Below are 23,037 nucleotides of genomic sequence, written 5' to 3'. Positions count from 1 at the left end.
CAAAAGTCTTGTTATTTTTTTTTACCTCTATGTTAGGATGAAAAAAATGATCTGGAGGGGAGGAAAAAAATTGGGCAAGCCGGAACAAAGCAAGGGTGTAACGATTAAAATAAATGGGGAAGAAAAAGTATTTGCCGATAAAAAGGCTGAAAGTCAAGAGGCGGCGAGTAAGGAGCAGGAACAGGGACACACAGACGAGAGTTTCGAATGGATACTCCCTGAGGATTCAAACGAAAACAAAATCGTATTGGTACCCTCACCGCCAAAGAAAAAAATGCCGAAGCTCATCGGTTTTGGTACCAGTTCGCTGAAAAGTTCTGATAAAAGACCGATCAAGACATTCATGATCGCTGTCATTTGTGCTGTTTTTTTTGGGTCGATTCTTGGCTTGATCGCCGTTAAAACGATTACAAAGGAAAAAGCCGAAGTATCTTCGGTCGAGACCCCGGTTCCAACGGAAGCCACTGTTGAGGATAAAAAAGCGGCAGTGACTGAACCAGGAAACCAGCTGAAGACATTCCTTGTACAGGGAGGAGTATTCAGCAGCGAGGATGCGGCAAGGCAAATACAAAAGAAAATCATTGAAAAGCAGGTTCCTGCTGAAATTTTCAAATTGGAAGACAGCTATTATCTATTCTTGGGGTCGGCAGAGAGTCTAGCTTCAAGTAAGGAGCTGGCCTTATTCTTAAAGTCCTATGATGTGGACGTATATTGGAAGGAAATCAATTTTGAAGCGGCTGGGACAAGCCAGGAAGATGAGAAAACCCTCGACAAGATGAAGGAAGTATATACTTCCTTGGCAGAAACATCCGCAACCAAGCTTCGCGGAAAGGAAGGGACGGTAAACAAAGAAACCCTGAAAAAAAACTTGGATGAACTGAAGGCGGGGAAATTATCGCCGGAGTTTTCGAATATGAACGATGACCTGACTGCTGCCGCAAAGTCGATTGATGAATATGAGACTTCCAAAAACGAAGAAAAGCTATTCCAGGCTCAAGAAAGTCTTCTTGATTTTTTATTGAATTACCAAAACAAATCGAGTTAAGTAAAGAAAAGAAGGGGGGGCTGCCAAATGGACAAGCTCCCCAATATGAAACCATCTGTGACACCTTTTTTATTTTCCGGGAAATACTTACAGGCATTTGTCGATTCCTAGTAAACAATAATTGTGGATTGCACCATAATTTGATAGGATAGTTATGTATCTCCCTATGTAAAGAAAGGTGACTTTTATATTATGCAGCCATTGATTTTAGCTTCTTCATCACCACGTCGTAAAGAACTTCTACAATTTCTTCAAATCCCCTTTGAAAGCATGAATTCCAATGTCGATGAAAGTATTGATGAAAACATGTGTCCTGATGCAGCGGTGAAAGAACTGGCATCCCGTAAAGCGGAAGCCATCGCCGCAAAATTTCAGGAAAGCTGGGTAATCGGCTCGGATACCGTTGTTGTCCTTGATGGAGAGATATTGGGTAAGCCGACAAGCCGTGCGGATGGAAAAAGAATGCTGGAAATGTTATCGGGACGGACACATGAGGTATACACAGGTGTCGCCATTCTATTCGGCAAGCATCGCAGAGTATTCGCAGAAAAAACGGAAGTGACATTTTGGGAGCTGCCAGAAGCTGAAATCGAACGTTATCTGGATAGCGGGGAACCTTTTGACAAAGCTGGCGGCTATGGGATTCAAGGATACGGATCTCTACTTGTCGAACGAATCAAAGGGGACTATTTCTCAGTCGTCGGGCTTCCGGTCTCAAGACTGGCCCGGGAACTTAAAGCGATGCAGCAAGAGTTAGAATGATCGATTTCCTCTGGCATCTTCCCTTTTCTAAGGAAGGGTTGATTTTTTGAGCGAAAAAATGTTAATACGGGATTACCCGAAAGAGGAGAGGCCGCGCGAAAGGTTTCTGCAAGACGGACCGCAGGGTCTCTCCAATCAGGAATTGCTCGCTCTGCTATTGAGGACGGGATCAAGGGAAGAATCCGTCCTGCAGCTATCCGGCAGGCTCATCAATTCCTTCAAGGGCCTTCGCCTGCTAAAAGAAGCCTCAGTGGAAGAACTGACCGTGATTAAAGGGATTGGTGAAGCGAAAGCGATTCAAATCCTTGCCTCTGTCGAACTTGGCAGGAGAATTAACAATTTGAATGATCAAGACCGTTATGTGATTAGATCTCCAGAAGATGGAGCCAATTATTGTATGGAAGAAATGCGGTTTTTATCACAGGAACATTTCGTCTGTCTTTATTTAAATACGAAAAATCAAGTGCTTCAAAAAACTACGGTATTCATCGGCAGCCTCAATGCCTCGATCGTGCATCCGCGCGAGGTCTTCAAAGAGGCTTTCAAAAGGTCCGCTGCCTCTATCATCTGTCTTCATAACCACCCCTCCGGAGACCCCTCTCCCAGCAGAGAAGATATTGAAGTGACGAAAAGGTTAGTAGAATGTGGTAAAATAATCGGGATTGAAGTATTGGACCATATCATCATCGGGGAGCATAAATATGTTAGTTTGAAGGAAAAAGGTTATTTATGACACTATCAAAATTTTTGACGATGCGATATAATATTGTTTATGATTTTTAAAAGAGGAAACTTTTTCAAAACTCTTATTGTCAAAAAACGACAAATTATTATTTGAACTTATAAAAAGGCATTTTTGTTTACGAAAGGGAGATACCATAATGTTTGGAATTGGCGCTAGAGATATAGGGATTGATTTAGGAACGGCGAATACGCTTGTCTATGTGAAAGGAAAAGGCATCGCAGTACGTGAACCATCGGTTGTAGCTGTGCAAACAGATACAAAGCAAATCGTTGCAGTCGGAAACGACGCGAAAAACATGATCGGCCGTACACCTGGTAACGTGGTTGCCCTCCGCCCGATGAAGGATGGAGTAATTGCCGATTATGAAACGACGGCTACCATGATGAAGTACTATATGAAGGAAGCTCAAAAGAAGGGCGTATTTGGCAACAAGCCATATGTCATGATTTGTGTGCCTTCTGGGATTACTGCAGTTGAGCAGCGTGCAGTCATCGATGCAGCAAGACAAGCTGGAGCCCGTGACGCATATCCAATCGAAGAACCGTTTGCAGCAGCGATCGGTGCGGACCTTCCTGTTTGGGAGCCTACAGGAAGCATGGTCGTTGATATCGGCGGAGGAACGACGGAAGTGGCAATCATTTCCCTTGGCGGAATCGTTACAAGCCAATCGATCCGTATCGCAGGTGACGAAATGGACGACGCCATTATCGTTTACATCCGTAAGAACTACAATTTGATGATCGGTGAGCGTACTGCTGAAGCGATCAAAATGGAAATTGGTTCTGCTGGGGATACGGAAGGCGTAGAAAACATGGAAATTCGCGGCCGTGACCTATTGACTGGATTACCAAAAACGATCGAAATTACAGCTGAGGAAATATCCAAAGCATTAAGCGACACAGTTTCTGCAATTGTGGATTCCGTGAAAAACACTTTAGAGAAAACACCACCTGAATTAGCGGCTGACATCATGGACAGAGGCATTGTGCTGACAGGCGGGGGCGCTTTGCTGCGCAATTTGGATAAAGTCATCAGTGAAGAAACGCAAATGCCGGTGATCATCGCTGAAAACCCGCTGGATTGTGTTGCAATCGGAACGGGAAAAGCGCTGGACCACATTCACTTATTCAAGACTAAATCAAGAGATTCGCGATAAGCATTACTTCTCAAATAGGGCCGGCTCAACAAAAGGTGCAATTTTGAGCCGGTTTTCTTATGTTTTGCTGTTTAATTAAATCCATAGTGTATTTTTAAGAAATTTTAGATAGAGGTGTAATCACCATGCCACAGTTTTTTAATAAAAAGCTCCTTCTCTTGCTCGTTAGTATTATCGTTCTCGTGGCATTGATCGGTTTTTCATTAAGGGAGAGAGAAGAGTTGACTTGGCCGGAGCAATTCCTGAAAGATACGACAGGCTGGGTTGGAAATGTGTTTAATAAGCCAGTATCGGGTATAACAGGTTTTGTAGGGGGCTTAAAAGACCTACAACATACATACGATGAAAACAAAAAATTGAAAGCCCGCTTGGATGAATATGTATTATTGAAAACCCAAGTCCAAGATTTAAAGGAAGAAAATGAAGAACTTCGCGATAACCTCAAAAAAGAAGATGACCTGCGCAAGTATTCGCCCACTCAGGCGACGGTCATTGGACGCAATCCCGACCGCTGGCATGAAATGCTGACGATTAATAAAGGGAAGCGCAATGGGGTAGAAAAAAATATGGCTGTCATCACGTCCAATGGGTTAGTCGGTAAGGTGAAATCAGCGACGGATTTCACGGCCTCGGTTCAACTTTTAAGCTCGATCGATAAAGCCAATCGTGTCTCAGCGATCGTCCAAGGTGATGATAAAGCATATGGCTTGATTGAAGGATTCGATGATAAGAAGAACCTTTTGCTGATGAAACGGATCCCATATGATAAAAAGATCAAGAAAAATTCATTGGTCATCACATCCGGTTATGGAGGCATCTTTCCGAAAGGTCTGCTGATCGGGAAAGTTGTCGATGTTAAAGTGGATCAATATGGATTGAACCAGACTGCATATATTGAACCTTCGACGGATTTTTATGATATTAATAATGTCATGGTCGTTCAGCGCGAAGTGGACGGTGTACCGAAAGAAAGTGAAGGGGAGGATGAAGCTGAGTGAGATATTTCATCCTTTCTTTTATAGCCTTGGTTTTTTTTGTTTTTGAAAGCATCTTCGCCCAGATGTTCGCTGGAGATGCATTCGGGGCCGATAAAATCCTCGTGCCCCATTTCATGATGGTTTTCGTTTTTTTCCTGACCATGTTCGGCTCAAGGAAAATGGGTATGCTTTATGGTGCGATTCTTGGGTTGACTTATGATGTCGTATATACGGAAATCCTTGGGACTTACATGTTCCTGCTGCCTTTTCTTGCCTATTTGATATCGAAATGCATGAAAATCCTGCAAAATAATATATTGATTGCCTGTCTTACTGCGCTTTTATTCACGGCAGTTTTAGAGGTTGTCATCTTTCAGATGAATATCATACTCTCTTTTGCAGATATGGGATTTGCTGAATTTGCGGAACGGAGATTGATTCCGACATTATTATTGAATCTCGCATTCATTATTATTAGCTGCTACCCTTTAAAGAGAATGATTGAAAAGCTTGATTTGCAAGGAGAAACGGAATAACGTTCCTGTGTCTTAAGAAGCAGGTGGGAAATGTATTTTCTCATTTCCGTGTACGTAGAAAAAGGAAATTTGTTTTCCTATGTCGAATTATATTTCATTGAGGTGAAACAAACGTCATGAATAAAAGAATTCAGCAAAATGTCATGATTAAGGGAACAAAAGACGGGTTTATGCTTCATCTCGATGATTCTTGCTCATTTTCCGAATTATTGAAAGAGTTAGAAGTGAAGCTTTCGGCAAACTATCAGTTTCAAGAAAATGACCCGTCCATTTCCGTAAAAGTACATACAGGGAACCGCTATCTTGATGAACAACAAGAAGAACAGATTAAAGAGGTCATCCATAAAAAGAAGAAGCTTTTCGTGGATGAGATGATTTCGAATGTCCTGACGAAGGATGAAGCGAAACGATGGAAAGATGAAAACCAAGTGACGACCGTGACCAAGGTGATAAGGTCGGGACAGGTTTTTGAAGTTCCCGGGGACTTACTGCTGATAGGGGATGTCAATCCCGACGGAACGGTTCGTGCGGGTGGCAACATATATATCATGGGACAGTTAAAGGGAATAGCCCATGCCGGATATAAAGGGAATAACGAGGCCATTATAGCTGCCTCTGTCATGAAGCCTGCCCAACTGCGTATTGCCGGAAAAGTGAATTTATCTCCTGACCAATATACGAAATGGGGACATGACTTGGAATGTGCCTTCATGGATGAAGAACAAAATATCATAATAGAAAAATTGCAAGTCTTAAAGAAATATAGACCTAATTTAAATAGATTAGAAGGGGGTCTCTAATCGTGGGAGAGGCAATAGTTATAACATCCGGTAAGGGTGGTGTCGGGAAAACGACCACCTCCGCCAATTTAGGAACATCTTTAGCTCTTCTAGGCAAAAAGGTTTGCTTGATTGATACGGATATTGGTCTTCGGAATTTGGATGTGATCATGGGATTGGAGAATCGCATCATCTATGATTTGGTCGATGTGGTCGAAGGGCGCTGTAAGATACACCAGGCGCTTATAAAAGATAAACATTTCGAGGATTTGCTTTATCTGCTTCCCGCTCCGCAAAATAGTGACAAAACAGTGGTGAATGAAGAGCAGATGAGGAAACTCATCAGCGATATGAAGCCTGACTATGATTATGTCATCATTGATTGCCCTGCAGGCATTGAACAGGGCTTCAGGAATGCCATAGCTGGGGCAGACAAGGCTATCATCGTTACGACTGCAGAGAGACCGGCTGTCAGGGATGCTGACCGTATTATTGGCCTGCTTGAAAAAGAAGAGCATATTGAACCGCCCCAATTGATCATCAACCGGATCCGTGGCCATTTGCTTCATGAGGATGAAGAAATGGATATCGATGGAGTTGCCGATTTTCTTAAGATTGATTTGATCGGCGTCATTCCTGATGATGACCAGGTCATTGTGGCAGCGAATAAAAAGGAACCCATTGCCTATAATCCGGATAATAGAGTTTCGCTTGCCTATCGGAACATCGCCAGAAGGATCCTTGGTGAATCTGTGCCCTTGACTCCAATTGGCAGCGAACCAAAGGGCTTCATGTCCAAATTGAAAAAATTCTTCAGCGTGCGGTAAATCTATATTCTTTTGTCAAGAAGCGGGGAGCATTTGATGCCCTCGCTTTTTTTTATGCTTCTTGTGAAATAAAAAAGGCAAGCCATATACTGGCTTGCCTGATCTATATGCTAAAAATGCAGCGGGTTATCCGCGTCTTCCGCCTCTGCCGCCGCGTTTTGATTCGGTGCTGCGTTTAAGAGTCGATAAATTTTCTTCACTAGTCTTTAAAAAGCGCACCATTTTATCTTCGAAATTTTCCTTTGGTTGGAAATTACCTTTTGAACGAAAATCTTTAGAACGGCTATCCCCTTGGCGTGGTGGGCGTTTGGTATAAGAAGAGGTTTGCCCTTCGGGTCTATCTATAGCCTTTTTGATGGACAAGGCAGTTTTTCCGTCTTTCTCACTAATCACTTTTACTTCAATTTGGTCGCCTACTTTAAGATGGTCATTTACGTCTTTTACATAGCTATCTGCTACCTCACTGATATGCACAAGACCTGTTGAGCCTCCTGGTAATTCTACGAATGCTCCAAAATTAGTGATACCTGTTACTTTACCTTGTACTTTGCTGCCTATTTCGATTGACATAAAAAAATGTTCCCCCTCAATAATGTTAAAACCACTTTATTATAACAAATTCCGGGGAACAATATCAATCTCAATTATTCGATTTTCTGAATCGATTGCCCGAACCACCTTGGAAATTCATAAGTTTCGGTGAATTTTTCATCGGAAAAAATTTTTTAAGGGAAGTGCAGAATAGTCTGGACAAGTTGCTCATACGTTGTAATATAGCGCTTTGACATGAGCAGGGGGGGAAGTCTGGAATGGATGATCGCAGGAAAGATATCCGCAATCGTATCGCCAAGAGACGCAAGTTTAATGATAAACCTGCAGGAAGCAGTAGTTGGACGGAGATCAACAATGAGGAACCATATGGGATTGATTCATATAACGGATATTCCGAAAAAGACCATCCGCTCTTCAAGAAAGAATATTTTTTCTTTAAAATCCTTGCCAGTGTATGCCTGTTCCTGATTGTCGCGGTGATGTTCAAACACCCTTCTGTGCGGCTTGACCCTGCCAGGAGTTTTGTCATGGAGAACATGAGCAAGGAATTTCAGTTCGCTTCAATCTCCAATTGGTACGAAAGTGCGTTTGGTAAACCAATCGCTTTTTTACCGAATGAAGCCAATACGGAAACTGTTGATTCGAATGAAGAATATGCAATGCCAGCTTCTGCAAAGATTACCCAAAACTTCGAGACGAACGGTGAGGGAGTCATATTGGAAACGAGCAAAGGCTCAAAGGTCGAGGCCGTTAATGAAGGGGTAGTCATTTTTGCCGGTGAAAAGGAGGGGATCGGAAAGACGGTAGTCATTCAGCATGCCAATAAAACTGAATCTTGGTATGGGCAGCTGAAAGAAATTGATGTGAAATTGTATGAGTTCGTTAAAAAGGGCAATGAAGTCGGACAGGTTACACTAAGTGAAGATGGATCCATGGGCAGGTTTTATTTAGCGATAAAGGAAAATGATGCTTTCGTCGATCCTAAAAAGGTGATTTCCTTTGAGTGAATATGGGAAGTTACTGTTTAAAATCAGGGTGCATCCGACATTGTGGTTTGTCATTGGCATCGCCATCCTCACAGCCCATTTCGTTGAAGTGATGATGCTGTTGCTCATCGTCTTCATACATGAGATGGGGCATGCCGTCTGTGCGCAGCACTTCAAATGGCGGATAAAGTCAATCCAGCTTCTTCCTTTTGGCGGGGCTGTCGAGACTGAGGAATATGGAAACAAGAGTTTGAAGGAGGATTTGGCGGTGGTGCTTGCCGGTCCGCTTCAACACGTTTGGCTCATTGGCGCAGCTTTTCTGCTCTATTTCTTTACCATTATTCCATATGAGCTGTACCAGCCATTTTTGTATATGAATCTTATGCTGCTGATTTTTAATCTGCTGCCAATTTGGCCCCTGGACGGGGGAAGGCTGCTATTCATCGGTGTTTCCCTATACTGCACCTTTCTGGAAGCGCAGAAGCATACACTTCACTTTTCTGCAGTATTCGCTTTCCTTGCTTTTTTGACCTGGCTCATTCTGGATCCGCTCAATTTGAACATCTGGCTCATCATCTTTTTCATAAGTCTCTCACTCGTCATGGAATGGCGGCAGAGGTATTATGCGTTCATCCGTTTTCTTTTGCAGCGCCATTACGGGCATACGAATGATTTGGCGAAACTGAAGCCAATCTCGGTGGATTCACAAGAACCGATTTATAAAGTGCTGGAAATGTTTCAACGCGGCTGTAAACACCCCGTGATCATCATGAAAAACGGGAAAGAGAGCGGCTCGTTGGATGAAACGGAAATCCTTCATGCCTATTTTTCCGAGAAAATGACAAACGGGAAAATCGGCGACCTATTATATTCTTATTAAATATGTTATCCTTTCCTCAAATTGAGGAGAGGATTTTTTTTGATGAAAAAAATGATCGCGAACCTGGCTTCACGCGAAAAAAGAGTGGCTGTACTTGAGAATGGTGTTTTACGTAAACTTGAAATCATTCCGCCTCAAAAGCGCAGTACGGTCGGTAATATTTATCTTGGGAAGGTGACGAAGGTGTTACCGGGCATGGATGCCGTCTTCATTGATTATGGAGCAGAGAAAAATGGTTTTTTACACCGTGACGAGATTCCCTCTTTCCAGCTGATAAAAAAAAGTGATGGGAAAGCATCGATCGGTCAATTTGTCCGTCAGGGAGAAAAGCTGCTAGTTCAGGTGACGCGGGATGAAACGGGCACCAAAGGAGCTAAATTGACTGGGCTGATCGAGTTTTCGACAGATTCCCTCGTATACATACATGGAATAGATTATGTTGGTGTTTCAAAGAAATTCAAAAACAATGATCTTCAGAAGCAATGGCGGGAAACTGCCTTGCAGCATAAAAAGCCTGATGAGGGATTGATTGTCCGCACCTCGATGGAGAACGAAAGTGAATCGGTCTTCCTTGACAGGTTAAATGGATTGCGGGAGCTCTTTAAAGGGCTTGAACTTAAGGCTGCGTCCCTCAAGGCCCCTTCCCTTCTCTATGAGAGGGATGAATACCTTGATATGATCATTTCCGAAATGTCGGGAACGGCGACCGGGGAACTTGCCATCGATGACTTCGAGGCCTATCTCGAGTTGAAAAAATGGATACAGGAAAACCGTAAGGAGTGGGAAATATCCCATGTATCGGGTACAAAGAATATTTTTTCCGAATGGAATGTGGAAGCGCAAGTTGAGAAAATGGCCAAGAAAATCGTTTGGCTTGAGAATGGCGGATATTTAATTTTTGAAGAAACGGAAGCTTTCACCGTAATCGATGTCAATTCAGGTAAGTTCACCGGCAAGGTGGCGAAGGAAGCAACGTTGTTTGCGGTTAATCAGGCTGCGGCGAAAGAGGTCGCCCGTCAACTGAGATTGAGGAATATCAGCGGAATCATCCTGATAGATTTCATCAATATGGAGCAGTCCCGGCATAAGCAGGAAATCATCGAAATCGTTAAAAAGGAAGCGGTGAGGGATGAGAAGCGAACCCAGGTCATCGGTTTTACGGAACTGGGCATTTTACAAATGACGAGAAAGCGAACCTCCCCATCTTTAAGTGAGATGACGACGGTGCCTTGCCCAGTGTGCAGTGGAAGCGGTAAAATCGAGAGCCCTGAAACGGTTGCCTTCCGGTTGGAACGTGAACTGCTGGAACACAGGAAGACAGATGATGAAGCGGTCTGGGTGGAGGCCAGTAAAGCGGTGGCGGACGTGCTGCTAGGTGAAAAGGAATCATATCGGCCGACATTGGAGGAATTGATCGGTAAAAAGGTATTCCTGTCTTTTATCCCAGGTTCGAGGAATGCTTACTCCATCAAGCGCTTCGGGAGCATTCAGGAAATCGGGAAGGCTTTCGAGTGAAGGGCGGGAATTGTTATAAATATATTGACAGCCTTTCCTGTTTCATGTTAGGATTTTAATGTTATGTTTGTAGCACCCGTGCTACAACCGCTCAACATCAGGTTTTAAGCTTTTGCCTTTCTGGTAAAACGCCTGTGATTGGCGAGTCTGAGACATTTAAGGAGGTGCAAGTATGTACGCAATTATCGAAACTGGCGGTAAACAAATTAAAGTAGCAGCTGGCGAAGCGGTTTACATTGAAAAATTAAACGCAGAAGCAGGCGAAACTGTTACATTTGACAAAGTTTTATTCGTAGGTGGCGAAGACGTGAAAGTCGGTGCTCCATTAGTTGAAGGCGCTACTGTAACAGGTACTGTCGAAAAACAAGGTAAGCAAAAGAAAATCACTGTTTTCAAATACAAAGCGAAGAAAAACAATCGTAAAAAACAAGGTCATCGTCAACCATACACTAAAGTTGTTATCGAAGCAATCAACGCGTAAGGGCTGATTCTAGATGATCAAAGTTGTATTTGATGCTCCGCAGGAACGGATTGCTTCGTTCACCTTAAGCGGACATGCTAATTTTGCTAAAAAAGGTTCTGATATCGTTTGTGCAGGTGTATCGGCTGTTTCCTTCGGGGCAGTCAATGCAATCATGTCCTTAACGGACGTAGAGCCTGAGATTGAGCAAGGGAGAGAAGGCGGCTATCTTCGCTGCGTCATTCCGGGGAATCTTTCGCCGGAATCGGAAGAGAAGGTTCAGCTGCTTTTGAACGGCATGCTCATATCGCTGCAAACCATCGAACGTGATTATGGTAAATACATGAAAATTATCCTCAACCAGTAGGAGGTGGAACAAATGTTAAGATTAGATCTTCAGTTCTTCGCTTCGAAAAAAGGAGTAGGTTCTACAAAGAACGGACGTGACTCAATCTCCAAGCGCCTTGGTGCTAAACGTGCAGATGGTCAATTCGTATCTGGTGGTTCTATCCTTTACCGTCAACGCGGAACAAAAATCTATCCTGGTGAGAACGTAGGCCGTGGTGGAGACGATACTCTATACGCTAAAGTAGACGGTGTTGTTAAATTCGAACGTTTCGGACGTGACCGTAAAAAAGTAAGCGTATATCCAGTTGCACAAGAAGCATAATTGGCATCTTTGAACAGAGGCTGACTCAAAAGGGTCTGATTCCTTCTACAAGACACTATATACCGCGTCATTTTTAATAATGGTATGCTATATAGTGATGAAGGGGTCCGGCCCTTTATTTATACTATAGGAAATGAACCAGCAGTTTGCAGGAGACTTTAGTCATTAGTATAAGGAAAACAACCTCTGACTTACAAAAGGCTCGCCAATCGGCGGGCTTTCTTAAACTTTCAGGGGGTAAATCCAAGATTACTCATCCATCCGATTTGGTTTAAACCAAATAGACACTCCAATTCAACTATAATATCTCCAATTGGTGCATAAAAGGCCCATTCTCTTTTTTAGTTCAAATGGCTCTACCATCGTCCAAAGAACTCAGGGTGTGCGGCTGTATTTTTTGGACGGGGGCTTTCATGTGAAGGCATGTGAATCGAGCTTCATTTCCTGTTTGTTGTTTTTTTGATATACTGTACAAATGGAAGTATTCAACATGATAGAGCTGAAAAAAAAGTTTCTTTATCATAATTGAAGGTGTTAATAATGGACAAAAATTGGACGACTATTGAAACTCTGCGTCAAACCAGGCATGACTGGCTGAATAAAATTCAAATCATCAAAGGGAATCTGGAGTTGAACAGAATTGATCGTGTCAAGGGCATCATTGATGAAATCATTGTTGAAACCCAGAATGAAGCACGCCTCTCCAGTTTGAATTTACCTAAGTTCACCGAGATGTTGTTGACGTCGAATTGGAATAATGGATCATTTTATTGCGAATATGAAATCATTGATGTTTTTGAAGGCTCAACTGAGATGGACGGGCTGATGTATCGCTGGACAAATGATTTCTTTAAAATTCTCGATAAGAATCTCGATCCGTTTTTTGAAAATATACTGGCTGTTTCCATGTGTAAAAAAGAAGTGAGCGATATGCGCTGTTCATTTCATATGCAAGGCAGGTTCATTGATCAATCCCCAGTGATCGAGTTTTTGGAAAGTTCATTGACGGCCGAGCAATCAATTGAAATTCTTGAATGTAATGAGGATGAAATATTTTTTAAGATGGATATTAACTTTTAGAGAAGCATACAGCAAGAAATGACTTGCAGAAAACAAGGAAGTGATAGCATGTTTGTCGATCAAACGAAAGTCTATGTAAAAGGCGGAGACGGTGGTAACGGGATAGTTGCTTATCGTCGTGAGAAATTCATACCTAAAGGCGGACCTGCCGGCGGAGATGGCGGAAATGGGGCCAATGTCGTTTTTGAAGTGGAAGAGGGCTTGCGTACATTAATGGATTTCCGTTACCAACGTCACTTTAAGGCACCTCGCGGAGAACATGGCATGTCCAAAAACATGCACGGTGCGGCTGCAAAGGATATGGTCATCAAGGTTCCACCAGGCACCGTTGTCATTGATGATAAAACAAAGGAAGTCATTGCTGATTTAGTTGAGCACGGACAACGCGCCATTATTGCCAAAGGTGGCCGCGGAGGCCGGGGAAATTCCCGTTTCGCCACACCTGCCAATCCTGCACCTGAAATCGCGGAGAACGGCGAACCGGGCCAAGAACGTGATATAGTCATGGAATTGAAACTGTTGGCTGATGTCGGTTTGGTTGGTTTCCCAAGTGTAGGGAAATCCACTTTGCTTTCCGTCGTATCCGCAGCAAGACCTAAAATTGCCGAATACCATTTTACGACGATCGTCCCGAACCTCGGAATGGTGGAAACGGAAGATCACCGCAGCTTCGTCATGGCCGATTTACCTGGTCTGATCGAAGGCGCTTCAGAAGGTGTGGGCCTTGGACATCAATTCCTGCGCCATATTGAAAGAACGAGGGTAATCGTTCATGTAATCGATATGTCGGGTCTTGAAGGCCGGGATCCATATGAAGACTACCAAACAATCAATAAAGAGTTGGAAGAGTATAACCTGCGCTTGACTGAACGTCCGCAAATCATTGTAGCAAGTAAAATGGATATGCCGGACTCAGAAGATAACTTAGCGGCTTTCAAAGAAAAGCTGGAAGAAGACTACCCTGTCTTCCCGATTTCTGCCGTGACGCGTGAAGGGATCCGTGAGCTTCTTTATGCTATTGCTGATAAAATCGAAGAGACCCCAGAGTTCCCTCTTGAACATGAAGAAGAGAATACTGGAATCCACCGGGTTCTATATAAACATACATCACAGTCGGATGAATTTAACATTGAACGCGAACCCGATGGCAGCTTTGCCGTATCAGGATTCAAGATCGAGCGTTTATTCAAAATGACTGACTTCACCCGTGAAGAGTCCATACGTCGTTTCGCCAGACAGCTTCGTTCATTCGGAGTCGACGAAGGCCTTCGCCAAAAAGGTGCGACAAATGGCGATATCGTCCGTATCCTTGAATATGAATTTGAATTTGTTGATTGATTGGAGACCATGATGGCAGGCAAAAGGAGGCGTGCGGAGTTTGAATAAGTCCGATCAGAAATTTTTCCTCGTTCGAGAGGATGTCCTTCCCGAAGCGATGAAAAAAACGCTGGATGCAAAAGAAATGATTGAACGGGGAAAAGCGGAATCAGTTTGGGAAGCGGTACAGCGAGTGGACCTAAGCAGGAGTGCTTTTTACAAATACCGTGACACGGTTTTTCCGTTTCATACAGTTGTTAAGGAAAAGCTGATTACACTGTTCTTCTATCTCGAAGATCGTTCTGGTACTCTATCGGAGCTTTTACGGCTCGTCGCCTCATCCGGTTGCAACATCATGACCATCCACCAAACGATTCCTTTGCAGGGACGTGCAAATGTCACCCTATCCCTGAATACGGGTGGGATGACGATGGATATTAATGAATTGCTTACTAAACTGCGTAAAATGGAGTTCGTCGAAAAAGTCGAAATCATTGGTAACGGCGCATGAAAACAGCCTGTACATTTCACATGTACAGGCTGTCAGTTTGTAGACAAAAGGTTTCGAATTGGTCTCATTAAGAAACCTTTTCCAACTGATCATTAGAGTGTCTACTATGTAAAGATGAACGAACAAAACAGTTTGCCTATTCGTTTCATGCGGCGCAGACCGTGATGGATGTATGTTGGGGAGGATAGTAGCTCCGAGAAAATCTGTTCAAACAGGTCAGTATCTTTAAAGCGTGGCTCATAATTTTTGCCGAACGTAGAGAAGTGAGGCATTTATCATGGAAACCGTAACCTAAAGACCAACGGACTCTAGTAATCATGTCAAATTGAACTCATTGATTGGAATTTAAGTTACAGACTCCTGCGGGAAAAGCGCGTCCAAGGGAGATCCCGCAGGCGCGATGGCGCCGAGGAGGCTCCCGGTCCGCCCGCGGAAAGCGAGTGCCCTCCGTTCCAATCAACGGTCAAAGTTTAAAAACCTAAAACAGCTTGAAGACAAACTCATTTATTATAGGGTTTGTCTTCAGGCTGTTTTCATTTGAAAGAGGAAATTAACGATTAACTATTGTAAAAAATCAGAAAATGTCATAACATAAACAGTAGATTTTCCGTGAGAAGGAGTTTATAATATGACATCAAAAATTGCATTTCTTGGACCAAAAGCAACGTTCACGGATTTAGCTGTATCGCGACTATTTCCTAATGATATAAAAATACCGATGAACACGATTCCGGACTGCCTTGATGCTGTTCGGGACGGGGAAGTGAATCACGCGCTCGTGCCGATCGAGAATGCTTTGGAGGGTTCGGTAAATATAACGATGGATTACTTAGTCCATGAAGTCACATTGCCTATGAAAGGCGAAGTGACGATTCCAATCCAACAGCATTATATGGTGCATCCGGACCATGCATATCCTGGTTTCAAACCTGACATGGTATATTCGCATTCCCATGCCATCGCTCAATGCCGCAAATTTCTACATAATGAGCTAAGGGGCATTCCGTATGAGTATGTCACATCCACAGCTGCCGCAGCGAAGATGGTGATGGAGAATCCCGATATCAATATTGCAGCGATTGCAAATGATATGGCTGCAGAGGAATACGGTTTGACGATTGCAAAACAAAATATTCACGATTACGAACATAATCACACCAAGTTTATTGTCGTATCCAACAGTGAAGTCGACTATGAAGGGCATTTGACCGTTGAAGGCGACAAGAAAACGACCTTGATGATTCAGCTGCCTGCCGACCACTCAGGGCAGCTGCACCAAGTCCTTTCCGCTTTTTCCTGGAGGAAACTTAACCTTTCCAAGATTGAATCAAGACCTATGAAAACTGGATTGGGCAATTACTTTTTCATCATCGACATCGAAATGCCCCTTGACGATGTCCTTATCCCAGGAGCGATTTCCGAGCTTGAGGCCTTAGGATGTACGGTATCGATCATGGGAAGCTATTCATGCTTTAAAGTCCAAACAGGTGTACCGCAGCGCTGATTTTTCTTTTGTGGAATTTTTTTCTAAAATGATAAATGGTACAACCTCAGCTGAGTTTTATCCAATGAATATGTAAGTGCCCCGGGGTTTTCCCGGGGCATTTTTTTGCGAAGGTTTTGTATTCCCTTGGCGTGCATTTTATGAAATATATAAAAGTAGGCAGCATGATTCTGGATGAAAAACAAACACCGATTGTGATGAAAGCAAATACAATAAGTAAATCCCGGTAGGCCACATGTGGAAATAGGAGCAGTAATACATACCTTGATGACTGATTCAGTGGATGCACCTTTTTAATCAAAAATGCAGAGAGAGGGTGGTGGTCAGCAGAGATGGATAGTCAATTCAAAGAAACTTTCGGTTCTTGGACTCAAGCGATAGGAACCGTCATTTCTGCTGTTGCTGGTACACCATCCAAAGTCTTGGACGAAGAATTTCGTACGAACTTGGATTTGATTGGAAATGAACTTCAAGCAACAGGTAATGCCTTATTGGCTGATGCGGAAGAAACCTGGTCACTGGATAAATTCGGTAATATAATACAGGCGATCGGGAATTCGACCGTTATCTTAGGCCTAGTCATTGATTTTGATGAAATAACGAAACAGGAATTAATCATCAAAGGTAATCTGATTCAAGCGTTGGGCGGAGGCACCGCTTTGGCGGGGGCATACGAAAATCCGGATGAACCGGAGCAGGCCTTCAATGCTACGGGAAATTTGTTGCAGGCGATTGGGAATTCGATGCAAGCGATAGGTGGAATTGCCGAACTTAAAAATAGCATTCTAGAAAAAGACCAAGATAAGGATCAAGAGCAAGAAGAACAAGATAAGGAGCAGGAACTGCAAAAATATCAATATCCTTATTTGGAAGAGAAGCCATCAGATGCTGAATCAATCCAAGTGATGGGAGGCTGGGTACAGGCGGTCGGTTCCGTCATTAGTCTTATCGGGCAGTTAAGAAGTAACGAAGATGAAAACTCCGGGGATGGCAGCTCAAATGAAAGCAATTCCAATGATGAGTGAACATAAGGAACATAAAAAAAACCTCAAAAGATATGGCTTTTGAGGTTTTTTCGTTCATTCAATCGACTAAAATGCCGGCATCCCTCAAAGCACACTCCGCTTCGTCGAGCAGTTCTTCAGATGATGCGCTCAGTGTATGGAGATGGATGCCGCTCGTTAGCTCCGATAAAAAAGATGCATTCGTTGCCGTCACCCTTGAAAGGAATTGCTGGACTTCCTTACGGCTGCTGACCATGATGGAAGCAGTTAGGTCACCGTATACGGGGTGCTCGATTTTGACATCTTTCACCGTGATGCCGATATCCACGAGTAAATATAGCTCTTCTTGGGTCCGGGAAGGATCGTGTTGGCAAGCAATGATCCGTTCCGGCTTTTGCGTGCTCCCCGTTTGTAAGTACAGATAGCCTTGGCTCGTCGCAATGATAGGCTCATTCCGCGCTTTCAGGAGGGTTATGTCACCAACGATAACCTGCCGGCTTACATTCGTTATCTGCGAAAGCTCGCTGCCTGTTACAGGCTCCGCGCTTGTTTGCAATAAATGTAAGAGTTTCGTCCGTCTTTCTTCCCCGAGTAATTTCTTTCTTTCCATAAACATTCACCTCTTTAATTACAAACATTCTAACACAGATTGGAGGATTTTATCGAATGGCAGCTATTCCTTCGATGCAGTCCGCCAACTTGTGAATGTCGTCGGCCGTCGTGTATTTGCCAAAGGAAAAGCGGACGAATTGATGGGCTTCATCTTCGCTTTTACCAATGGCCATCATCGTTTTTGAAGGATCCTGTTTACCGATTTGACAGGCGCTTCCCGTCGAAACGGCGAATCCTTTCTGGTTTAATTCCAGCATGATGTACTGTCCTTGCAATCCAGCGAAGGTCAGCGCCAGAATGTGAGGCAATTGCTCGTTTTTTGCTTCGATGATTTGAAAATCGATTTTCCTATCCGTTAGCCGTTGGATCAATTGCATCCTAAGTGTTGAAATCCGTTTTCGTTCATCTTCCATGATATCCCCCAATTTCTTAGCAGCGGTTACAAAGGAAGCTATTCCGGGGACGTCCACTGTTCCTGGTCGGAAACCATATTCATGAGTGATATTCGGGACCGAAGCCTTCAACTGATGGATGGCCGGGAAAATGACGGCCCCAGTCCCTTTTGGACCATAAATCTTATGACTGGAAACGGATAGTCCATCACATGAGGCAGCTATCTTGCCAAGCGGTAATTTAGCAAATGATTGGACACAATCCACATGAAAAAAGGCCTGGTGTTTACGAACGATTTCACTTATTTGCTCAATGGGTTGAATGACCCCGATTTCCGAATTCACATGCTGGACAATGACCAAGCATGTTTTCTCCGACATACATTCCTGGAGATGTTCAATATCAACACGGCCATCTTCCAAATGCCGTAAATAAGTAACCTCGAAGCCATCTTGTTCAAGCTTTGTCACGAAGTTGGCAAGAGATGCATGTTCAGTTCGGCTTACGATCAAGTGGTTCTGCCAGGATGGTTTCGAAGCGATGAATGTATCTATGGCAAGCATGTTGCTTTCTGATCCGCCGCTCGTAAAGATGATTCCTTCCTTTTTTATGTTCAGCATTTCTGCGAGTTGCTGTCGTGACATATCCAATAAACGTGCCGCCTCAGAGCCAATATCATGCAAACTGCTCGCATTCCCGAAAAACTTCCGGGATGCTTGGCTGAATACGTCGAGAGCCTCCTCATCAATCTGAGTTGTAGCGGCATAATCCAAATAAATCAAGAAATCACTTCCATCCTTTAATCTTAAAAAACTTCTTGATAATAGTTTAATAATATGTAAATATAGTTGTCAAGACACCTGTCATAAACAGGAGGAATGAAATAATGGTAAAAGCGGAAATCATCGTGATAGGCAGCGGTATTGCTGCCTTGAAAACGGCATTGGAAGCAAGTGAACATAAGCATGTGATACTCATCACAAAATCAAATATCCGTCATGGCAATTCTTATTTAGCTCAGGGCGGGATTGCTGCTGCAATATCTGATCGTGACAGAGTATCCTTACATAAAAAAGATACGCTGGCGGCTGGTCAGCGTTATAACAAGGTGAAGGCAGTGGAAAAACTCGTCGAAGAGGCACCTTCTGTAATAGCTGAACTTATTGAATCGGGTATGCGATTTGACCATGATCATGACGGAACACTATTGCTTGGCATGGAGGGCGCCCACAGTGAACGAAGAATCCTCCATAGTCACGGAGATGCTACCGGGAAGTACATGATGGAACATCTTATAGGGTGCTTGAAAAAATCATCGATTACTGTGCTGGAGAATGTTGCTGCAGTGGAGTTGATCATCGGGAAAGATAATTCCTGCATAGGGGTCAAAACACTTGATAAGGCAGGTAATCTTGCTGCCTATCATGCTGAACAGACGGTTTTGGCTACAGGCGGCTGTGGTTCCCTATACCATTTCACTTCAAATTCACAAACGGTTTCAGGTGATGGAATTGCACTTGCATTCAAGGCCGGGGCAAAAGTTCGTGACATGGAATTCATTCAGTTCCATCCGACCCTGCTTTTTGTAAATGGCAAAGCGCAAGGGCTGGTTTCAGAAGCGGTCCGCGGGGATGGTGCGAGATTAGTGACGGAAATGGGAAGGCCGATCATGGAGGATGTCCATAGCTTGAAGGATCTAGCTCCAAGGCATATTGTGGCACAAACGATTTTTTCTTATTTGCAGCGCGGTGAAAAGGTATTTTTGGATATTTCGATGATTAAGGATTTTAAGATTCGTTTTCCGACAGTGAGCTCATTATGTGAAAAAAGCGGGCTGGACCTTCAATCGGGGAAAATCCCCGTTGCACCTGGAAACCATTTTCTAATGGGAGGAATTGAAGTGGATGAATTCGGGCAGACCTCAGTTCCTTCTTTGTTTGCTGTTGGTGAAGTAGCGTGCACGGGTGTACATGGTGCAAACCGATTGGCAAGCAATTCACTTCTCGAAGGGCTGGTTTTTGGAAATACACTTGGCCGTTTCCTTGCTAAAGTGCCGGCAAGGGCGATACAGGAAGAAAAAGAGCAGTCCAAGAGTTCCAGTCCGGTTACCTTTTTACCTGATCTCACGACATTGCAGGAAAAATTAATGAACGAAGCGGGAATCGTTCGAGATGAAGCGGGATTAACTCGACTGAAGGATTATCTTGAGACATTTAATATCGAAAAATTGCTGCATTTGGAAGTAACGGAATTAACGATAGACGAAATAACGAAAATAAATGCCATGATAGTGGCGTGGCTGATTGCCGAATCCGCATTGACCAGAACGGAAAGCAGGGGCGGTCATTTCCGCAGTGACTATCCAAGCGAAGATGACGCCAAATGGCTTGAAAATTCGGTTATCCTTGCTTGCACCGATGTGAAAAACCGAGTGAAAGGGAGACGACTATATGAATATATTGAAGCTTAAGCAGATGCTGCAACAATTTTTATTGGAAGATATAGGGGAATGCGATGTAACGAGTGATACGATTTTCGATCAAGGTGAACAAGGGTCTTTGACATTCATCGCAAAAGAAGGCGGGGTCTTTAGTGGAGGGGACGTCATCAAGACGGGATTTGCATTATTGGATGAGCAAATCGAGGTTTTCCTTTTTGTTCAAGATGGCGAAGTCTTTGAAGAAGGACAGCAGCTTGCAAGAATGACCGGCGATATGGCATCTCTTTTAAAAGGGGAACGGGTCGTTTTGAATTTAGTGCAGCGTATGTCCGGCATTGCTACACAGGCTAATAAAGCTGCCATGATTTTAGCGGGGACGAAGACGAGAGCATGTGATACGAGGAAAACTACACCTGGCCTGCGGATGCTTGAAAAGTATGCGGTCCGTTCCGGCGGGGCATACAATCACAGAAATGGTCTGTATGATGCAGTCATGATAAAGGACAACCATATTTCTTTCGCTGGGTCCATAACGAAAGCGGTTCAAACGGTAAAATCCAAACTGGGACATACCACTAAAGTGGAAGTGGAAACGGAATCGCCACAACAGGTGCTTGAAGCAGTGGAAGCCGGTGCAGATATCATCATGTTCGATAATCGAAGCCCAGAAGAAATCAAGCAACTGATTAAATTGGTTCCCGCCCACGTCATAACTGAAGCTTCTGGAGGGATCAATTTAGACAATCTAGCCTCATATCGGGAAACAGGGGTAGATTATATTTCGTTGGGCAGCTTGACCCACAGTGTAAGGGCACTTGATATTAGCGCAAAGGTCAAAGAATGTGAGGGGATATTGAAATGAACATATTGGAAATGGCTAAAACAGCAGGAAATGCATTGCCTAAAACGTATAAAACGATGACAAAGGAAGAGATGGAGAATCGGGTCCGGGACATTAAGGAACGACTGGGGAACCGCCTTTATATCCCAGGTCATCATTATCAACGGGAGGAAGTCATTCAATTTTCGGATTCAACGGGAGATTCACTTCAATTGGCTCAGCTTTCAGCGCAAAATCGCGAAGCGGATTATATCGTGTTTTGCGGTGTGCATTTCATGGCTGAAACAGCTGATATTTTGACGGAAGAAGGGCAGACGGTTATCCTTCCTGACATGCGTGCAGGCTGCTCCATGGCGGATATGGCGGATATTGAACAAACGGAACGGGCTTGGACAAAGCTTCAGGATTTATTTGGCGATACGATCCTTCCGCTAACTTATGTTAATTCCACCGCGGCCATCAAAGCATTTGTAGGTAAAAATGGCGGGGCGACAGTGACTTCTTCCAATGCACAAGGGATGGTCTCGTGGGCCCTTTCGCAAAAGGAAAGGATCCTTTTTCTTCCCGATCAGCATCTTGGGAGGAATACAGCCTTTGATCTTGGCATCTCATTGAATGAAATGGCTGTCTGGGATCCGCATAAGGATGAATTGATTTATGAAGGGGAGCTCGAAGATCTGAAGGTACTTCTTTGGAAAGGACATTGTTCAGTCCATGAAAATTTCACCACAACGAATATTGAAACGCTTCGAGCGGAGCAGCCTGAAATGAATATCATCGTTCATCCCGAATGCCGCCGTGAGGTAGTCGCCCTTTCAGATTATGCGGGTTCGACATCGTACATCATCAATATGATCGAAAGAGCCGAACCAGGCAGTTCCTGGGCAATCGGAACGGAAATGAACCTTGTCAAGCGACTTATCGCCAATAATCCTGACAAGAACATCATCTCGTTAAATCCGAATATGTGTCCATGTCTTACGATGAACCGAATTGATCTGCCTCACCTGCTGTGGGCACTTGAATCCATTGAAGAAGGTATAATCATCAATCCGATCAAAGTGGAGAAGAACATTGCGGATAATGCAATCCTGGCTTTAAACAGAATGCTGGAACGCGTTTGAGTCAGTGCTTTCTAAAAAGACTTTGGATCATAAGAAAAAGAGGGGCAATACCCCTTTGAGTTTGTCCGCTTGATGTGGATTGGAATGGTTTTGTCCCATATCCCTATTACAATTTTATCAAAGAATTATTGCCATGACTTTAAAACAAGACCGAGTAATCCATGTATTTTTACTGTTTTAGCTGAACCTCACAGGATTGAAGAAATTTGCGACACCCCTGCTGAATAGCTGACTAGCCTAGACCCTACAGACGCTTGGCAGACAGTCGGCGGAAAGGGAGCGGATTTCTGAAATCAACTGCAATTTTTAACATGAAAAAAG

25 protein-coding genes, 1 pseudogene and 1 other annotated feature are annotated in these 23,037 nt (G+C 43.7%); of the genes and pseudogenes, 22 read left to right on the top strand and 4 right to left on the bottom strand.

What is annotated here, in order from left to right:
- Positions 1-70 precede the first annotated feature (70 nt).
- From ACYP5M_RS09565 to minD, 8 genes are all read left to right on the top strand, one after another.
- On the top strand, positions 71-1,045 hold the full coding sequence (locus tag ACYP5M_RS09565) for a hypothetical protein (protein ID WP_459734983.1): 975 nt from the start codon (positions 71-73) through the stop codon (positions 1,043-1,045).
- Between the two features lie 192 nt (positions 1,046-1,237).
- Entirely contained in the window at positions 1,238-1,807 is a 570-nt protein-coding gene (locus tag ACYP5M_RS09560) for a Maf family protein (protein ID WP_101222791.1), read from the top strand.
- A gap of 58 nt (positions 1,808-1,865) precedes the next feature.
- Complete coding sequence (radC, locus tag ACYP5M_RS09555) at positions 1,866-2,540, top strand: RadC family protein (RefSeq protein WP_101223484.1); 675 nt, start codon at positions 1,866-1,868, stop codon at positions 2,538-2,540.
- A 148-nt stretch (positions 2,541-2,688) separates the two neighbouring features.
- Positions 2,689-3,708, top strand: a complete 1,020-nt coding sequence (locus ACYP5M_RS09550) for a rod shape-determining protein (protein ID WP_034308871.1) — start codon at positions 2,689-2,691, stop codon at positions 3,706-3,708.
- 125 nt (positions 3,709-3,833) lie between these two features.
- Positions 3,834-4,706, top strand: coding sequence for a rod shape-determining protein MreC (gene mreC / locus ACYP5M_RS09545; RefSeq protein ID WP_034308869.1), 873 nt, complete (start codon positions 3,834-3,836; stop codon positions 4,704-4,706).
- Positions 4,703-5,221 (top strand): rod shape-determining protein MreD, encoded by a 519-nt coding sequence (mreD, locus tag ACYP5M_RS09540; protein WP_101222789.1) that lies wholly within the window; start codon positions 4,703-4,705, stop codon positions 5,219-5,221. Before mreC ends, mreD begins: the two co-directional genes overlap by 4 nt.
- A gap of 116 nt (positions 5,222-5,337) precedes the next feature.
- Positions 5,338-6,021, top strand: coding sequence for a septum site-determining protein MinC (minC, locus tag ACYP5M_RS09535; protein WP_230176797.1), 684 nt, complete (start codon positions 5,338-5,340; stop codon positions 6,019-6,021).
- Between the two features lie 2 nt (positions 6,022-6,023).
- A complete protein-coding gene (gene minD / locus ACYP5M_RS09530) occupies positions 6,024-6,827 on the top strand; it encodes a septum site-determining protein MinD (RefSeq protein ID WP_034308862.1) in 804 nt (267 codons plus the stop codon).
- 126 nt (positions 6,828-6,953) lie between these two features.
- Here the strand turns inward: minD and ACYP5M_RS09525 are convergent, their stop codons facing one another.
- Positions 6,954-7,397, bottom strand: a complete 444-nt coding sequence (locus ACYP5M_RS09525; RefSeq protein ID WP_034308861.1) for a S1 domain-containing RNA-binding protein — start codon at positions 7,395-7,397, stop codon at positions 6,954-6,956.
- Between the two features lie 239 nt (positions 7,398-7,636).
- Here ACYP5M_RS09525 and ACYP5M_RS09520 point away from each other — a divergent pair, with 239 nt between their 5' ends.
- From ACYP5M_RS09520 to ACYP5M_RS09480, 9 genes are all read left to right on the top strand, one after another.
- Positions 7,637-8,386: a peptidoglycan DD-metalloendopeptidase family protein gene (locus ACYP5M_RS09520; RefSeq protein WP_459734982.1), complete on the top strand. Its 750-nt coding sequence runs from the start codon at positions 7,637-7,639 to the stop codon at positions 8,384-8,386.
- Positions 8,379-9,245, top strand: a complete 867-nt coding sequence (locus ACYP5M_RS09515) for a M50 family metallopeptidase (protein ID WP_101222786.1) — start codon at positions 8,379-8,381, stop codon at positions 9,243-9,245. Before ACYP5M_RS09520 ends, ACYP5M_RS09515 begins: the two co-directional genes overlap by 8 nt.
- A 42-nt stretch (positions 9,246-9,287) precedes the next feature.
- Positions 9,288-10,760, top strand: a complete 1,473-nt coding sequence (locus ACYP5M_RS09510; RefSeq protein WP_459735135.1) for an Rne/Rng family ribonuclease — start codon at positions 9,288-9,290, stop codon at positions 10,758-10,760.
- Between the two features lie 75 nt (positions 10,761-10,835).
- Positions 10,836-10,919, top strand: a sequence feature (ribosomal protein L21 leader region).
- A 13-nt stretch (positions 10,920-10,932) separates the two neighbouring features.
- On the top strand, positions 10,933-11,241 hold the full coding sequence (rplU, locus tag ACYP5M_RS09505; RefSeq protein ID WP_034308849.1) for a 50S ribosomal protein L21: 309 nt from the start codon (positions 10,933-10,935) through the stop codon (positions 11,239-11,241).
- 13 nt (positions 11,242-11,254) lie between these two features.
- Positions 11,255-11,587 (top strand): ribosomal-processing cysteine protease Prp, encoded by a 333-nt coding sequence (locus ACYP5M_RS09500; protein WP_101222784.1) that lies wholly within the window; start codon positions 11,255-11,257, stop codon positions 11,585-11,587.
- Positions 11,588-11,599: 12 nt separating this feature from the next.
- The gene (gene rpmA / locus ACYP5M_RS09495) at positions 11,600-11,890 is read left to right on the top strand and encodes a 50S ribosomal protein L27 (RefSeq protein WP_048688955.1); all 291 of its coding nucleotides are present in this window, start codon (positions 11,600-11,602) and stop codon (positions 11,888-11,890) included.
- A gap of 540 nt (positions 11,891-12,430) precedes the next feature.
- On the top strand, positions 12,431-12,970 hold the full coding sequence (locus ACYP5M_RS09490; RefSeq protein ID WP_101222783.1) for a Spo0B domain-containing protein: 540 nt from the start codon (positions 12,431-12,433) through the stop codon (positions 12,968-12,970).
- A 48-nt stretch (positions 12,971-13,018) separates the two neighbouring features.
- On the top strand, positions 13,019-14,308 hold the full coding sequence (gene obgE / locus ACYP5M_RS09485) for a GTPase ObgE (protein ID WP_101222782.1): 1,290 nt from the start codon (positions 13,019-13,021) through the stop codon (positions 14,306-14,308).
- A 40-nt stretch (positions 14,309-14,348) separates the two neighbouring features.
- Complete coding sequence (locus ACYP5M_RS09480; RefSeq protein ID WP_034308837.1) at positions 14,349-14,798, top strand: ACT domain-containing protein; 450 nt, start codon at positions 14,349-14,351, stop codon at positions 14,796-14,798.
- A gap of 185 nt (positions 14,799-14,983) precedes the next feature.
- Here the strand turns inward: ACYP5M_RS09480 and ACYP5M_RS09475 are convergent.
- Positions 14,984-15,102: pseudogene (locus tag ACYP5M_RS09475) on the bottom strand (transposase); the annotation flags it as partial.
- 324 nt (positions 15,103-15,426) lie between these two features.
- On the opposite strand from ACYP5M_RS09475, the gene pheA reads away from it, so the two are divergent.
- A complete protein-coding gene (gene pheA, locus ACYP5M_RS09470; protein ID WP_101222781.1) occupies positions 15,427-16,302 on the top strand; it encodes a prephenate dehydratase in 876 nt (291 codons plus the stop codon).
- A gap of 332 nt (positions 16,303-16,634) precedes the next feature.
- Positions 16,635-17,327, top strand: coding sequence for a DUF6944 family repetitive protein (locus tag ACYP5M_RS09465; RefSeq protein ID WP_230176800.1), 693 nt, complete (start codon positions 16,635-16,637; stop codon positions 17,325-17,327).
- Between the two features lie 58 nt (positions 17,328-17,385).
- Here ACYP5M_RS09465 and ACYP5M_RS09460 read toward each other — a convergent pair whose 3' ends face one another.
- Both ACYP5M_RS09460 and ACYP5M_RS09455 read right to left on the bottom strand, forming a co-directional pair.
- Complete coding sequence (locus ACYP5M_RS09460; protein WP_101222780.1) at positions 17,386-17,916, bottom strand: transcription repressor NadR; 531 nt, start codon at positions 17,914-17,916, stop codon at positions 17,386-17,388.
- A 49-nt stretch (positions 17,917-17,965) separates the two neighbouring features.
- Positions 17,966-19,093: an IscS subfamily cysteine desulfurase gene (locus tag ACYP5M_RS09455; RefSeq protein ID WP_459734981.1), complete on the bottom strand. Its 1,128-nt coding sequence runs from the start codon at positions 19,091-19,093 to the stop codon at positions 17,966-17,968.
- 104 nt (positions 19,094-19,197) lie between these two features.
- Between ACYP5M_RS09455 and nadB the strand changes: the two genes are divergently transcribed.
- Genes nadB through nadA form a run of 3 tightly spaced genes read left to right on the top strand, consistent with a single transcriptional unit; the run spans position 19,198 to position 22,716 of the window.
- Positions 19,198-20,781 carry an L-aspartate oxidase gene (gene nadB, locus ACYP5M_RS09450; protein ID WP_459734980.1) on the top strand — a complete coding sequence of 528 codons (1,584 nt, stop codon included), beginning with the start codon at positions 19,198-19,200 and terminating at the stop codon, positions 20,779-20,781.
- Complete coding sequence (gene nadC / locus ACYP5M_RS09445) at positions 20,762-21,613, top strand: carboxylating nicotinate-nucleotide diphosphorylase (protein WP_230176802.1); 852 nt, start codon at positions 20,762-20,764, stop codon at positions 21,611-21,613. The genes nadB and nadC overlap by 20 nt, the downstream gene beginning before the upstream one ends.
- Positions 21,610-22,716 (top strand): quinolinate synthase NadA, encoded by a 1,107-nt coding sequence (gene nadA / locus ACYP5M_RS09440; RefSeq protein ID WP_459734979.1) that lies wholly within the window; start codon positions 21,610-21,612, stop codon positions 22,714-22,716. Before nadC ends, nadA begins: the two co-directional genes overlap by 4 nt.
- Positions 22,717-23,037: the final 321 nt, after the last annotated feature.

This window comes from Peribacillus sp. N1, from assembly GCF_054600815.1.
Note: the sequence above shows the minus strand (reverse complement) of the source record. Positions and strands in the feature narration are given on the sequence as shown.

Bases quoted from the DNA above. Each gene is read 5' to 3' on its own strand.
- ACYP5M_RS09500 (WP_101222784.1), top strand. From the start codon at position 11,255: ATGATCAAAGTTGTATTTGATGCTCCGCAGGAACGGATTGCTTCGTTC.
- nadB (WP_459734980.1), top strand. From the start codon at position 19,198: ATGGTAAAAGCGGAAATCATCGTGATAGGCAGCGGTATTGCTGCCTTG.
- ACYP5M_RS09550 (WP_034308871.1), top strand. From the start codon at position 2,689: ATGTTTGGAATTGGCGCTAGAGATATAGGGATTGATTTAGGAACGGCG.
- radC (WP_101223484.1), top strand. From the start codon at position 1,866: ATGTTAATACGGGATTACCCGAAAGAGGAGAGGCCGCGCGAAAGGTTT.
- minC (WP_230176797.1), top strand. From the start codon at position 5,338: ATGAATAAAAGAATTCAGCAAAATGTCATGATTAAGGGAACAAAAGAC.
- ACYP5M_RS09465 (WP_230176800.1), top strand. From the start codon at position 16,635: ATGGATAGTCAATTCAAAGAAACTTTCGGTTCTTGGACTCAAGCGATA.
- ACYP5M_RS09525 (WP_034308861.1), bottom strand. From the start codon at position 7,397: ATGTCAATCGAAATAGGCAGCAAAGTACAAGGTAAAGTAACAGGTATC.
- ACYP5M_RS09560 (WP_101222791.1), top strand. From the start codon at position 1,238: ATGCAGCCATTGATTTTAGCTTCTTCATCACCACGTCGTAAAGAACTT.
- rplU (WP_034308849.1), top strand. From the start codon at position 10,933: ATGTACGCAATTATCGAAACTGGCGGTAAACAAATTAAAGTAGCAGCT.
- ACYP5M_RS09510 (WP_459735135.1), top strand. From the start codon at position 9,288: ATGAAAAAAATGATCGCGAACCTGGCTTCACGCGAAAAAAGAGTGGCT.
- nadC (WP_230176802.1), top strand. From the start codon at position 20,762: ATGAATATATTGAAGCTTAAGCAGATGCTGCAACAATTTTTATTGGAA.
- nadA (WP_459734979.1), top strand. From the start codon at position 21,610: ATGAACATATTGGAAATGGCTAAAACAGCAGGAAATGCATTGCCTAAA.
- rpmA (WP_048688955.1), top strand. From the start codon at position 11,600: ATGTTAAGATTAGATCTTCAGTTCTTCGCTTCGAAAAAAGGAGTAGGT.
- obgE (WP_101222782.1), top strand. From the start codon at position 13,019: ATGTTTGTCGATCAAACGAAAGTCTATGTAAAAGGCGGAGACGGTGGT.
- mreC (WP_034308869.1), top strand. From the start codon at position 3,834: ATGCCACAGTTTTTTAATAAAAAGCTCCTTCTCTTGCTCGTTAGTATT.
- ACYP5M_RS09490 (WP_101222783.1), top strand. From the start codon at position 12,431: ATGGACAAAAATTGGACGACTATTGAAACTCTGCGTCAAACCAGGCAT.
- pheA (WP_101222781.1), top strand. From the start codon at position 15,427: ATGACATCAAAAATTGCATTTCTTGGACCAAAAGCAACGTTCACGGAT.
- ACYP5M_RS09520 (WP_459734982.1), top strand. From the start codon at position 7,637: ATGGATGATCGCAGGAAAGATATCCGCAATCGTATCGCCAAGAGACGC.
- ACYP5M_RS09460 (WP_101222780.1), bottom strand. From the start codon at position 17,916: ATGGAAAGAAAGAAATTACTCGGGGAAGAAAGACGGACGAAACTCTTA.